Below are 12605 nucleotides of genomic sequence, written 5' to 3' on the forward strand. Positions count from 1 at the left end.
CCTGCGGGTGCGCACCTGGCCGCGCCGCATGCTGGGTTTCTGGCGGCGGTCGCTGGAGTTCCGCACGATCGCGATCACCGTGCTCCTGTCCACCATCGCCGTCACCGTGATCGGCTCGGCGATCTCGATCTCCATCGGGTCGAACATCTACGCGCAGCGCCGGCAGCAGATCGAGTCCGAGTCGGAGCGCGCGACGGTCCTGGCCCAGAACGTCTTCGACTCGGCGACGTCGAGCGAGGACTCCAACCAGGTCGAGCTCGACAGCCTCCAGAACCAGGCCCAGTCGGCGATCCTGTCGTCCACCTCGAGCCCCGGCGGCACCAGCATCGCCATGCTCCGCTCGCCCGGGCAGACGACGAGCCAGACCATCCAGAACATCGCGAGCCCGGACTTCCCGAACGCGGTCATCTCGAAGGAGCTCCGCGCCGCCGTCGACAAGGACACCGACAAGCTCCACTTCCAGGCGGTGTCGCTGTCGACGAGCTCGGGTCGCGAGCCCGGCATCGCGGTCGGGTCGACGCTCGAGGTGCCGACGGCCGGGCAGTACGAGCTCTACCTGGTGTACGACCTCAGCGACGCGCAGAAGACCCTCGACTTCATGCAGCAGACGCTCGCGATCGGCTCGATGGCGCTGGTGCTGCTCATCGCGGTGATCACCTACATCGTGGTGCGGCTCGTCGTCGGCCCGGTGCGCCTGGCGGCCGAGACCAGTCAGAAGATCGCCACCGGCCATCTGCAGGAGCGACTGCCCGAGTCGGGCGAAGACGTCGTCGCGACACTCGGCCGATCGTTCAACGGGATGGCCGACACCCTCCAGCGACAGATCCAGCAGCTGGCCGACCTCTCGCGGATGCAGCAGCGGTTCGTCTCCGACGTCTCGCACGAGCTCCGCACGCCGCTCACCACGATCCGGCTCGCCGGCGACATGCTCTTCGACAACCGCGAGGACTTCGACCCGCTTTCGGCGCGCACCGCCGAGCTCCTGCACACCCAGGTCGACCGCTTCGAGCTGCTCCTCGCCGACCTCCTCGAGATCTCCCGGTACGACGCCGGCGCCGTCGAACTCGAGCTCGAGCCGGTCGTGCTCGTCCGCCTGGTCGAGGAGAGCGTCGACGAGTTCGGGCCGCTCGCACAGGGCGCCGGGTCGACGATCGGCCTGGAGGCGCGCGGCGGGTACTTCGAGGCGGAGGTCGACCCGAGGAGGGTTCGGCGGATCCTGCGGAACCTGCTCGGCAACGCCATCGAGCACGGCGAGGGGCGCCCGATCACGGTCAGCGTCGACAGCGACGCCGAGTCGGTGGCGATCGCCGTCGACGACCGGGGCGTCGGCATGCGCGCCGAGCACGCCGAGCGGGTGTTCGACCGCTTCTGGCGGGCCGACCCGTCGCGCAAGCGCTCGATCGGCGGCACGGGTCTCGGCCTCTCGATCAGCCGGGAGGACGCCCAGTTGCACGGCGGCCGCCTCGAGGTGTGGTCGGAGCTCGGCGTCGGAACCCGGTTCGTCGTCACGCTGCCACGGCACAGCGGCGCCACGGCGACCACCAGCCCCATCGCCGTCGAGCGGCCGGAGTCGTTCGACGAGGTCGACTCGGAGGCCACCCGATGATCCGCCGACGCCTGGCCGCCACGCTGCTGGCCGTCGCGACCGTGGCGGTCCTGGCGGCGTGCTCGAGCCTGCCCACCTCCGGCCACGTCGAGACGGGCTCGACCATCACCAACAACGTGCAGAACGACATCGAGTACCTGCCGTCGGGCCCCGTGGCGGGCAGCGACCAGGAGCGCATCGTCCGCGACTTCATCGAGGCCGGCACCGGCTCGCAGGGCGACTACAAGGTCGCCCGCGAGTACCTCACGTCGTCGTTCGCGAAGAAGTGGAACCCGCACGCCGGCGTCCTGGTGCGGCAGGGCTCCGGCACCGTCTCGCAGATCACGCCGAACCAGATCACGTACACCGTGCAAAGCGCGGCGACGGTCGACGCCCAGGGCCACTACTCCGAGGCGCAGGGATCGACGCAGACCTCGCTGCGGTTCGGACTCGTGAAGGTCTCGGGGGAGTGGCGGCTGAGCTACGCGCCACCCGGCATCGTCCTGACCACGGCCAACTTCGACCTCGTCTTCCGGCCGCACGCGGTGTACTTCTACGACCCGACGTACGCCTACCTCGTGCCCGACGAGCGCTGGTTCCTCGCGCGGTCGTCGACGACCACCCGCATCGCGCAGGCGCTGCTGGCCGGCCCGTCGACGTGGCTCAAGGGGGCGGTCGTCTCGGCCTTCCCCTCCGGCACCGGTCTGGCGAACTCGGGGGTCAGCGTCTCGTCGGGGACGGCGCACGTCGACCTGTCGAGCCAGGCGTCGTCGGCCGACGCCACCGCCCGGTCGCGGATGCGAGCCCAGCTCGTCGCGAGCTTCTCCACGGTCTCGTCGGTCGGCGCCGTGTCGATCAGCGTCGACGGCGCGACGCTCGCGATCCCCGACGACACGGGTTCCGGGGCCTCGACCGATCCGGCCGTCGACGCCCGCCCGATGATCCTGTCGAAGAACGAGTCCGAGTTCGGCTTCGGCTCGTCCACCGGCGTCTCGCAGATCGCCGGCCTCTCCAAGGCGATCGTCGCGCTCCACCCGACGTCCGTCGAGGTCTCGGACAAGCTGAACCTCGCGGCCGTCGGCACGGTGTCTGGCGTCTACGCGGTCTCGTCGTCGGGGGCGTCGAAGAAGGTGGACTCGCGCGGCGACCTGATCGCGCCGACGATGGACGATCTCGGCTACGTCTGGTCCGCCAAGGCCAATGACCCCCGCTCCATCACCGCGTTCGCCGCCGACGGCACGCCGCACACGATCCAGACCTCGCTGCCCGCGGCCGAGCAGCTCGTGGCGTTCGCCATCTCGCGCGACTCCACCCGCATCGCCATGCTCATCGACGCCGACGGCACCACCAAGCTGCTCGTCGCGGCGATCCTGCGCGACAGCAAGCACGTGCCGACCGGGCTCGGCACGCCGCTGTCGATGACGCCCCCGTCGGGCTCGCCGGTCGCGGTCACCTGGGTCGACGAGCTCACCGTCGCCACGCTGTCGACCGACACCGAGGGCAACTCGCTCGTGTCCGAGCACGACGTCGGCGGCGAGTCCACCGACCTCGGCCGTCCGACCGGCACGGGCGTCGACATCGTGGGCGGCAACGGCGTCGACCGGGTCCGGATCCTCACCTCCAACGGCAACCTCCTCGAACCCCGCGGCAACGGCTGGGAAGACACCGGCATCTCCGCCGCCCTCCTCGCCACCCAGCGGTAGCGCGTCCGACGACTCCTCCACAGGCCCGCTCCGAGCACGGGTTCTCCACCGATGCGCTGCGCGCGCAGGGCGCAGGATCCGACACCCGGCACGCTCGAGGCATGTCCCGTCTCGACCTCGTCCTCCCGGCCCTCCGCGGCGCCCTCTCGCTCGTGTCCCCGTGCGACTGCGCGGGCTGCGGGCTCGGCGACCGGGAGCTCTGCGAGGACTGCGCTCGCCGCCTGTGCCCGCGAGTCGCCGAGGGCGCCCTGCCCGACGGCACGCCCCTGCGCACGGCCCTGGTCTACGACGGTGTCGTGCGCGACGTCCTGATCGCCTACAAAGAGCAGGGGCGCCTGAGACTCGGGCGGCGGTTCGGCCCGGCGCTCGCCGCGGCGCTCGACGCGTGGCCCGGGGTGCCGCTGCTGCTCGTCCCGTCGTCTGCGGCGGGGCGCCGGCGCCGCGGCTACGAGCCCGTCGAGCTGATCGCCCGGGCCGCGGCGCGGCCCTTCTGCCGACCGGGCCTCCGCCTCCGTCGTGCGACCGGGGTGCAGAAGGGCCGCACGCGCGCAGAGCGCGCGCTCGCCCGACACGGCTCGATGCGCGCCTCCCGGCGCCTGTCCGGCATCACAGTCGTGGTGGTCGACGACGTCTCGACGACCGGCGCGACCCTCGCTGAGGCCGTGCGGGCGGCCCGTGCGGCCGGGGCGGAGGTGGTCGGGGCGTGCGCGGTGGCGGCCGTGCCTCTGGCCGTGCGGCGATCCGCTGCTCCTGCGACCGCCGCCTTGGCATCGTCCCTGAATGTCGACGGGCAATCCGGCGAATGAGCGAACAGCACGTGACACGCAAGCGTCCACCTCGTTACGGTGGGCCTACGAGGCGTGAAAGCACTACCGCCTACACGAACGGCGGCACGCTGGAGTGGCTGGGAGAACGTCATGGACATTTCCGTAACGGGTCGAAACGTGGGGATCACCGATCGGTTCCGCGAGTACGCCACCGAGAAAGCCGAGAAGATCGCCGCCCTCGCGCCGCGCTCCCTCGCGTTCGAGATCAAGGTCACGCGCCACAACGAGAAGTCGTCCGGGCAGTCCGGCGACGACCGCGTCGAGCTGACCCTGATCGGGCCCGGGCCGCTGGTGCGCGCCGAGTCCAGCGGAGCCGACAAGTACGTCGCCTTCGATCTCGCCATCGCCCGCCTCGTCGAGCGCGTGCGTCGGGCGAAGGACCGCACGAAGGTCCACCGCGGTCAGCACCGCCCGACGTCGCTGCACGAGGCCAGCGCCGCCGACTTCACCGGCACCGGCATCACCCCCGCCAGCGCCGAGACCCTCGAGAAGGTCCGGACGGGCGCCATCAGCACCTCCGCCGACGACGAGACGGAGCTCGAAGACGTCTACTGCCCCGTCGTTATCCGCACCAAGGTCTTCGCCTCGACGCCGATGACCGTCGACGACGCCCTCTACTACATGGAGCTCGTCGGGCACGACTTCTACCTCTTCACCGACTCCGTCACCGGGCGCCCGAGCGTGGTCTACCGCCGCAAGGGCTGGGACTACGGGGTGATCGGCCTCGACGACTCCGCCGAGGGGTCGCAGGAGGCCGAGCTCCAGGCGAGGGCGGGTCTGGTGTCGTAGGCACCCTCGCCGTTCGGGTGCGGGATCCTGCGCCCTGATCGCGCCCCTGTGAACCGTCTGCCTCGGCAGGTCCGTTCACAGGGGCGCGCTCACTAGTCTTGGTAAGATCACGGGCTGGTAACAGCACCACTGCACCGCTTAGTTTGGGAGTTTCCGTGGCCAACGTTCTCGAGAAGGTCCTTCGCGTCGGCGAGGGCCGCACGCTTCGCCGCCTGAAGGCGTACGCGAACGCCGTCAACGATCTCGAAGAGGACTTCAAGACCCTCACCGACGAGGAGCTCCTGGGCGAGACCGTCGAGCTCCGCGAGCGGTACGCGAACGGCGAGTCGCTGGACGACCTGCTGCCCGAGGCGTTCGCCGCCGTGCGCGAGGCGTCGAGCCGCACCCTCGGCATGCGCCACTTCGACGTGCAGCTCATGGGCGGCGCCGCGCTGCACCTCGGCAACATCGCCGAGATGAAGACCGGTGAGGGCAAGACGCTGGTCGCCACGACCGCCGCGTACCTCAACGCGATCGCCTCCCGCGGCGTGCACGTGATCACGGTCAACGACTTCCTCGCGAGCTACCAGTCCGAGCTCATGGGCCGCGTGTTCCGCGCCCTCGGCATGACCACGGGCTGCATCCTCGCCGGCCAGACCCCGGCCGAGCGCCGCGAGCAGTACGCGGCCGACATCACCTACGGCACGAACAACGAATTCGGCTTCGACTACCTGCGCGACAACATGGCCTGGCAGGCGAGCGACATGGTGCAGCGCGGCCACTTCTTCGCCATCGTCGACGAGGTCGACTCGATCCTCATCGACGAGGCCCGCACGCCGCTCATCATCTCCGGCCCGTCGAACGGCGAGGCGAACCGCTGGTTCGCCGAGTTCGCGACGCTGGCCCGCCGCCTCCAGCCCGAGATCGACTACGAGGTCGACGAGAAGAAGCGCACCGTCGGCGTGCTCGAGCCCGGCATCGAGAAGGTCGAGGACTACCTCGGCATCGACAACCTCTACGAGTCGGCGAACACGCCCCTGATCTCGTTCCTCAACAACGCCATCAAGGCCGACGCGCTGTTCAAGCGCGACAAGGACTACGTCGTCATCAACGGCGAGGTGCTCATCGTCGACGAGCACACCGGCCGAATCCTGTCGGGCCGTCGCTACAACGAGGGCATCCACCAGGCGATCGAGGCGAAGGAGGGCGTCGAGGTCAAGGCCGAGAACCAGACCCTCGCCACGGTCACGCTGCAGAACTACTTCCGCCTCTACAAGAAGCTCTCCGGCATGACCGGTACGGCCGAGACCGAGGCGGCCGAGTTCATGTCGACCTACAAGCTCGGCGTCGTCCCGATCCCGACGAACAAGCCGATGCAGCGCAAAGACCAGACCGACCTCGTCTACAAGAACGAGCAGTCGAAGTTCGAGCAGGTCGCCGAAGACATCGCCGAGCGCCACGAGGCGGGCCAGCCCGTGCTCGTCGGCACGACCAGCGTCGAGAAGAGCGAGTACCTCTCGAAGCTCCTGGCGAAGAAGGGCATCAAGCACGAGGTCCTCAACGCGAAGAACCACGCGCGCGAGGCCGCGATCGTTGCCCAGGCGGGTCGACTCGGCGCCGTCACGGTCGCCACGAACATGGCCGGCCGAGGCACCGACATCATGCTCGGCGGCAACGCCGAGTTCCTCGCAGTCGCCGAGATGAATTCGCGGGGCCTCAGCCCGGTGGAGACGCCCGACGAGTACGAAGCCGCGTGGGACGACGTCTTCACGGCCCAGAAGGCGGCCGTCGAGGAGGAGGGCGACAAGGTCCGCGACGCCGGCGGCCTGTACGTCCTCGGCACCGAGCGCCACGAGTCGCGCCGCATCGACAACCAGTTGCGCGGTCGCTCCGGCCGTCAGGGCGATCCCGGCGAGAGCCGCTTCTACCTGTCGCTCACCGACGACCTCATGCGCCTGTTCAACTCCGGCGCCGCCGAGTCGCTCATGGGCCGCGGCAACGTGCCCGACGACCTCGCGATCGAGAACAAGATCGTCGGCCGCGCGATCCGCTCCGCCCAGTCGCAGGTCGAGAGCCGCAACGCCGAGATCCGCAAGAACGTCCTCAAGTACGACGACGTCCTCAACCGCCAGCGCGAGGCGATCTACTCCGACCGCCGTCACATCCTCGAGGGCGACGACCTCCAGGACCGCACGTCGGTCTTCCTCGAGAGCGTCGTCAACGAGGTCATCGAGTCGCACACCGGCGAGGGCAACCCCGACGACTGGGACCTCGACGCGATGTGGACCGAGCTCGGCACCCTCTACCCGATCTCGATCACGATCGACGAGGTCATCACCGAGGCCGGGTCGAAGGGCAAGGCGACGCGCGAGTTCCTCGAGCGCGAGATCCTCTCCGACGCCAAGGTGGCCTATACGGCCCGCGAAGAGACCCTCGGCGACTCGGCGATGCGCGAGCTCGAACGCAAGGTGGTGCTGTCGGTGATCGACCGCCGCTGGCGCGACCACCTCTACGAGATGGACTACCTGAAAGACGGCATCGGCCTGCGCGCCATGGCGCAGCGCGATCCGCTCGTCGAGTACCAGCGCGAGGGCTTCGCCCTGTTCCAGAACATGATGGGCGCCATCCGCGAGGAGAGCATCGGGTTCCTCTACAACCTCGAGGTCGAGGTGCAGAGCGAGATCGGCCACGAAGGTCACGACCACGGCCCGATCATCACGGCGAAGGGCCTCGGCGAGGGCGACAACGACGACTCCGTGCTCAACTTCTCTGCTCCCAACGCCGAGGGCGAGGTCGAGGTCCGCGACAAGGCGGGTCACCTCGAGCGTGCCGAGACGGCGCGGGCGCAGCGGCAGCAAGAGCTGACGGAGCGCCTCGCCGCCCCCGAGATCGCGGCCGCACGGGCCACCTCGGGCTCGGCGGAGGCCTCCGGTGGCACCGGCCCGAGCGCCCCGGCGAAGCGCGGCGCCTTCGGCCAGACCACGGCCGGCGACGACGACTCGCAGGTCGCCAACAACCGCGCCGAGCGTCGGGCGCAGAAGCGCCGCTAGCGCGTGGTTCGATCACGAGGGCCCCGGCTGCGTGCCGGGGCCTTCGTGCGTCACGAGGCCGGGCCGCATGGCACGGCCGGCGCGCGGGGCCGGGGCGCGGCGCGCTCGTGTCACAGCACGTGGATCGCCGTGGCCCGCCACCGCGTGCCCATGGTCTCGAGGCGCACGGCCACCGCCCGGCTCCGTGCCCGGCCGTGCATCACGACGACGGCCTCGACCACGTCGTCGCTCGGCCGCGTGAGTCGGACGGCACCCACCGAGAAGCGGGGTCGCTCGGCGGAGGTGCCGCGGGCGCTGCGAGCTCGCGTCGCCAGCACGACCCGCTTGAGCAGGTGCCGGTAGACCTCGTCGTTGACCCAGCGGGCGATCTGCTCGATCTCGCGCGCGCCGGCCAGGATCTCGACCACGCACCGCGCCAGGTTGGTCACGAGCGGTCGCGGGTCGGGCAGGTCGGTCGATTCGGCGTCGGTCGCAGGATCGGCCGGCCCGTCGTCGACACGCGTTCGGCGCCCCCGAGCCGGCGCCGCACCCCCGTCGATGCCGCGCAGCGCTCGCCCTGCGCTCGCCCCGACGCCGACCGTGCCTGATGACCGCCTGGAGGTCGATTGCGGGGGAGGCGCGGACTCGACGGCGGCGCTGCAGGCACCGCCCGGGGTGGCCTGCAGGATCGACTCGGCGTGTGACGACGTGGTCATGCGAACTGCTCTCGCTCGAAGGACTGAGCGCCCCGCGGTGGCGGGCGTAGCATCAACATATGACATTCGTGTCGAGCGACACGCCACAGAGCCTCTTCCTGTGGACAACTCGTTCTACGCGGGCGACGCGGGTGAGGCTGGCGAGCCCGGCGACTCGGGCCTCGCAGACCTCGGCGCCCCACGGCGCCTGCCGTCGAGGTCGGCGATGCTCGCGTGGTCGAACCCGCGGAAGAGGGCGGCTCGCCGCGCCTCCTCGTACTTCGCCTCGAGGAATCGGTCGAGCACCGTCCGTTCGACGCGCCACTCGTCGCGCCGCCCGATCCTGATGCCCAGAAGCTCTCCCGACTCGAGCAGGGCCTCGACGTCGGCGATCTCGAGGCTCAGCATCTCGGCGACGACCGCCGACGTGACGAACTGCCGCGAGGCGTCTCGCTGCGACCCGTCGCGCGCACCCTGATCCATATGTCGATTATCGGGCAGGGCGCAGGAGCCGGCCTGACCTTCCCCGGTGCGAAGCCCGGCGCCTCGGCGGTTAGGCTGAATCCCGTGTCGACGCTCAGTGATCTCGTTCTCGCCCAGGGCCGCTCCAGTGAGGCCGATGTCGAGTGGCTGCACCTGCTCGTCGGCGACTGGCAGCTGCTGGCCGACCTAGCATTCGCCGACATGGTGCTCTGGGTGCCCACGCAGGAGGGGTCGTTCGTCGCGGTCGCGCACGCGCGCCCGTCGAGCTCGGCGACGCTGTTCTACCGCGACTTCGTCGGGCAGGAGGTCAGGCCCGAGTGGCAGGCCCAGATCACGCAGGCGTTCGAGACCAGCCAGATCGTCGACTCAGCCGCCCCCGACTGGTACGAGGAGACCCCGACGCGCGTCCGCGCCGTGCCCGTCGTGCGTCGCCTGGGCGCCAGCCGCCCCGACGTCACCGACACCCCGATCGCCGTCATCACGCGCCACACGAACCTCTCCGAGGCCCGCACTCCGAGCCGTCAGGAGCTGACGTTCAACCAGTGCGCGAACGACCTGTTCGCGATGATCGCGTCGGGGGACTTCCCCGACCTCGGCGCCCCGACGGGCCCTCGCCGTGGGGCGCCGCGAGCCAGCGATGGGCTCCTGCGCCTCGATGTCGACGGCGTGGTCGTCTTCGCCAGCCCCAACGGGCTCTCGGCGTTCAACCGCATGGGCTTCCTCGGCGAGCTGGAGGGCGAGAGCCTGGCCGAGGTCACGACGGCGCTCCTCGCCGGCAAGCTCGTCATCGACGAGTCGCTGCCCCTCGTCGTCACCGGCCGTGCGCCCTGGCGCACCGACATCGAGGCCAAGGGCGTCACCGTGTCGCTGCGTGCGATCCCGCTGCGCGACCGAGGCGAGCGCGTCGGCGCGATCGTGCTCTGCCGCGACGTCACCGAGATGCGGCACCAGGAGCGCGAACTCATCACCAAAGACGCGACGATCCGCGAGATCCACCACCGCGTCAAGAACAACCTGCAGACCGTGGCGTCGCTGCTGCGCATCCAGGCGCGCCGCACGCAGACCGACGTCGCCCGCGACGCCCTCAACCAGGCGCAGCGTCGCGTCGCGTCGATCGCTGTCGTCCACGACACGCTGTCGGAGGGACTCAGCCAGAACGTCGACTTCGACACCGTCTTCGACCGCGTGCTCATGCTCATCGCCGAGGTCGCGTCGAGCCATAACACGACGGTGCGGCCGCAGCGCACCGGCACCTTCGGCGAGCTGCCGAGCGAGTACGCGACGCCGCTCGCGCTCGCCCTCACCGAGCTCGTCACGAACGCCGTCGAGCACGGCCTCGAGGGTCGCGACGGTGACGTCGAGATCAGCGCCCAGCGCACCGACGACGAGCTCACGGTCAAGGTGCGCGACAACGGGGTCGGCCTGCCCGAGGGCAAGGTCGGCTCGGGGCTCGGCACGCAGATCGTGCGCACGCTCATCCAGGGCGAGCTGAGCGGCACCATCGACTGGCACACGCTCGTCGGCTCGGGCACCGAGGTGACCATCGACGTGCCGCTGCGCTGGATGAAAGAGCCCGTCTAGCGCTCGGCCGAGCGGGCTTCGGCTGCTCCTGCGACCCGTGGCTTCAGGCGGGCAGGAGCACGCGGCACGACCACGCACGAAGGGCGCGTCGCCCGCCGATGTGCGGCTGGCGACGCGCCCCCCGGCGCTGCGTTCTCGCGAACGCTGTGATCGTGTGAAGTTGTTCTGGCGCGGTACCGGCCGCTGGCGCTGTGGCTAGCTGGCGCTCTGGCTAGCTGGCGCGGCGGGCGCGAGCGGCGCGGCGCTTGAGGGCGCGGCGCTCGTCTTCGCTGAGGCCGCCCCACACGCCCGAGTCCTGGGAGGTCTCGAGGGCGTACTGGAGGCAGGTCTCGGTGACGGAGCAGCGGCCGCACACCGCCTTCGCCTTGTCGATCTGGTCGACGGCGGGGCCCGTGTTCCCGACGGGGAAGAAGAGCTCTGGGTCCGCGGTCAGGCAGGCGGCCTTGTCACGCCAATCCATCTATGGGTACTCCTTTTTCGTGCGTCGAACGCGCGGCATCTGGCGGAGGGCACAGAAAATCACCGGGACGTTCTTGAGGGGGAAAGTAAAGAATGTGGGAGGCACGCACGGCAATGTGCGCGTCACTTCGACCTCGAATATGCTCGCATACTGGTGTGACCAAATCAAGGGGTTAACGGGAGGCGCACAGCGTGACAGAACCGGGAGCGGAAGCGACGACGGGCGACGACGGGCGACAGGTGTCGCGTCGCCGACCGCCGCAGTACTGGCTCCTGATTGTGCTGATCACCGCGGAGTTTCTCGCGGTCGCCGGCGTCACGATCGGACTCGTGGTCGAGCTGTTCGCCACGAGGCCGACGTCGTACGCCGCCGGCATCGCCGTGATCGTCATGGCCATCGTCGCCGCGGTCTGGCTGGCCTTCATCGTCGCCGGGGCGCTGCGCGGCCGGGCGTGGATCCGCGGCGCATCGTTCGTCTGGCAGGTGCTGCAGTTCGCCATCGGCATCGGCTGCTTCCAGGGCCTCACGGCGACGCCGGTCGTCGGCTGGCTGCTCGTCGTGCCGGCCGTCGTCGTGGCCGTGCTGCTGATGCTGCCGTCCGTCCGGGCGGTGACCGGCGCCCGCGGCTGACGCTCGCCCGTCGCCCCGCGCGCCTCGCACTTTCGTCGCCCCGCTCGCCTCGCACGTTCGCGTCGCCTGGCGCGCCTCGCCCTTTCACTTCGGGAGGAACTTCGTTCGCGGCAGGAGGAAGTCCGGCGCTTTCCAGCCGTGCCGGAGGAAAATCGTGCCCCTTTCGCCGACCCGGGAGGAACGCCGAGGTGTTCTTCCTCCCCACCGGCGAGCCGCCGAGGGGCGTCGGCACCACGGGAGGAGAACGCGTGCGAGAACACGCGTGCGGGAGGAAGTCTCGCCGATCCTGCGCCCTCCCTGCCGCAGCATCGGACGAAACGAAGGCTCGGGAGGACACGAGTTCCTCCCGAGCCTTCGCCGCGTCGTCGCCTACGCGTCGAGGCCGAGCTTCTTCCGCAGCGACCTCACGTGCCCCGTGGCCTTCACGTTGTAGAGCGGCAGCTCGACGCGCCCCTCCTCGTCGACGACGATCGTCGACCGGATCACGCCCGTGACCGTCTTGCCGTACAGCGACTTCTCGCCGTACGCCGCGTACTCCTGGTGCACCGTCAGATCGAGGTCGCTCAGCAGCGGGAAGTTGAGCCCCTGTTCGTCGCGGAACTTCGCCAGATCGGCCGTCGTGTCTTTCGACACCCCGAGCACCTGGTAGCCCGCCGACTTCAGCGAGTTGATGTTGTCGCGGAAGTCGCAGGCCTCCGTCGTGCACCCCGGAGTACCCGCCGCCGGGTAGAAGTACACGATGACCTTCTCGCCCCGGAAGTCGTGCAGCGACACCGTCTTGCCGGTCTCGTCGGGCAGGGTGAAGTCGGGCGCCGCGGCACCCTTCTCGAGGCGGTCGGCCATGG

At 70.1% G+C, this 12605-nt stretch carries 11 protein-coding genes; 7 read left to right on the forward strand and 4 right to left on the reverse strand.

Annotated features, from left to right (window positions below; genetic code table 11):
- Positions 1-7 precede the first annotated feature (7 nt).
- The 5 genes from mtrB to secA all read left to right on the forward strand — a co-directional run bounded on the left by mtrB (position 8) and on the right by secA (position 7933).
- Positions 8-1606 (forward strand): MtrAB system histidine kinase MtrB, encoded by a 1599-nt coding sequence (mtrB, locus tag C8E83_RS01800; protein WP_245981349.1) that lies wholly within the window; start codon positions 8-10, stop codon positions 1604-1606.
- The gene (locus C8E83_RS01805; RefSeq protein ID WP_121368158.1) at positions 1603-3288 is read left to right on the forward strand and encodes an LpqB family beta-propeller domain-containing protein; all 1686 of its coding nucleotides are present in this window, start codon (positions 1603-1605) and stop codon (positions 3286-3288) included. The genes mtrB and C8E83_RS01805 overlap by 4 nt, the downstream gene beginning before the upstream one ends.
- Before the next feature lie 101 nt (positions 3289-3389).
- Positions 3390-4094, forward strand: a complete 705-nt coding sequence (locus C8E83_RS01810) for a ComF family protein (RefSeq protein ID WP_121368159.1) — start codon at positions 3390-3392, stop codon at positions 4092-4094.
- A gap of 111 nt (positions 4095-4205) precedes the next feature.
- The gene (gene hpf, locus C8E83_RS01815; RefSeq protein WP_121368160.1) at positions 4206-4904 is read left to right on the forward strand and encodes a ribosome hibernation-promoting factor, HPF/YfiA family; all 699 of its coding nucleotides are present in this window, start codon (positions 4206-4208) and stop codon (positions 4902-4904) included.
- A 155-nt stretch (positions 4905-5059) separates the two neighbouring features.
- On the forward strand, positions 5060-7933 hold the full coding sequence (secA, locus tag C8E83_RS01820; protein WP_121368161.1) for a preprotein translocase subunit SecA: 2874 nt from the start codon (positions 5060-5062) through the stop codon (positions 7931-7933).
- 110 nt (positions 7934-8043) lie between these two features.
- On the opposite strand, the gene C8E83_RS19790 is transcribed toward secA, so the two are convergent.
- Positions 8044-8628: an Rv3235 family protein gene (locus C8E83_RS19790; protein WP_245981350.1), complete on the reverse strand. Its 585-nt coding sequence runs from the start codon at positions 8626-8628 to the stop codon at positions 8044-8046.
- A gap of 114 nt (positions 8629-8742) precedes the next feature.
- On the reverse strand, positions 8743-9090 hold the full coding sequence (locus C8E83_RS01830; RefSeq protein ID WP_121368162.1) for a helix-turn-helix domain-containing protein: 348 nt from the start codon (positions 9088-9090) through the stop codon (positions 8743-8745).
- An 84-nt stretch (positions 9091-9174) separates the two neighbouring features.
- On the opposite strand from C8E83_RS01830, the gene C8E83_RS01835 reads away from it, so the two are divergent.
- The gene (locus C8E83_RS01835) at positions 9175-10671 is read left to right on the forward strand and encodes a sensor histidine kinase (protein ID WP_121371684.1); all 1497 of its coding nucleotides are present in this window, start codon (positions 9175-9177) and stop codon (positions 10669-10671) included.
- A gap of 211 nt (positions 10672-10882) precedes the next feature.
- On the opposite strand, the gene C8E83_RS01840 is transcribed toward C8E83_RS01835, so the two are convergent.
- The gene (locus C8E83_RS01840) at positions 10883-11131 is read right to left on the reverse strand and encodes a WhiB family transcriptional regulator (protein WP_055959328.1); all 249 of its coding nucleotides are present in this window, start codon (positions 11129-11131) and stop codon (positions 10883-10885) included.
- 191 nt (positions 11132-11322) lie between these two features.
- On the opposite strand from C8E83_RS01840, the gene C8E83_RS01845 reads away from it, so the two are divergent.
- The gene (locus C8E83_RS01845) at positions 11323-11760 is read left to right on the forward strand and encodes a hypothetical protein (protein WP_245981351.1); all 438 of its coding nucleotides are present in this window, start codon (positions 11323-11325) and stop codon (positions 11758-11760) included.
- A 369-nt stretch (positions 11761-12129) separates the two neighbouring features.
- On the opposite strand, the gene bcp is transcribed toward C8E83_RS01845, so the two are convergent.
- Positions 12130-12603: a thioredoxin-dependent thiol peroxidase gene (gene bcp / locus C8E83_RS01850; RefSeq protein ID WP_121368164.1), complete on the reverse strand. Its 474-nt coding sequence runs from the start codon at positions 12601-12603 to the stop codon at positions 12130-12132.
- Positions 12604-12605 lie beyond the last annotated feature (2 nt).

It is taken from the genome of Frondihabitans australicus (genome assembly GCF_003634555.1).
Classification (GTDB): domain Bacteria; phylum Actinomycetota; class Actinomycetes; order Actinomycetales; family Microbacteriaceae; genus Frondihabitans; species Frondihabitans australicus.

Coding starts and splice junctions, on each gene's coding strand:
- C8E83_RS01805 (WP_121368158.1), top strand. CDS start 1,603: ATGATCCGCCGACGCCTGGCCGCCACGCTGCTGGCCGTCGCGACCGTG.
- C8E83_RS01810 (WP_121368159.1), top strand. CDS start 3,390: ATGTCCCGTCTCGACCTCGTCCTCCCGGCCCTCCGCGGCGCCCTCTCG.
- hpf (WP_121368160.1), top strand. CDS start 4,206: ATGGACATTTCCGTAACGGGTCGAAACGTGGGGATCACCGATCGGTTC.
- C8E83_RS19790 (WP_245981350.1), bottom strand. CDS start 8,628: ATGACCACGTCGTCACACGCCGAGTCGATCCTGCAGGCCACCCCGGGC.
- C8E83_RS01830 (WP_121368162.1), bottom strand. CDS start 9,090: ATGGATCAGGGTGCGCGCGACGGGTCGCAGCGAGACGCCTCGCGGCAG.
- C8E83_RS01840 (WP_055959328.1), bottom strand. CDS start 11,131: ATGGATTGGCGTGACAAGGCCGCCTGCCTGACCGCGGACCCAGAGCTC.
- bcp (WP_121368164.1), bottom strand. CDS start 12,603: ATGGCCGACCGCCTCGAGAAGGGTGCCGCGGCGCCCGACTTCACCCTG.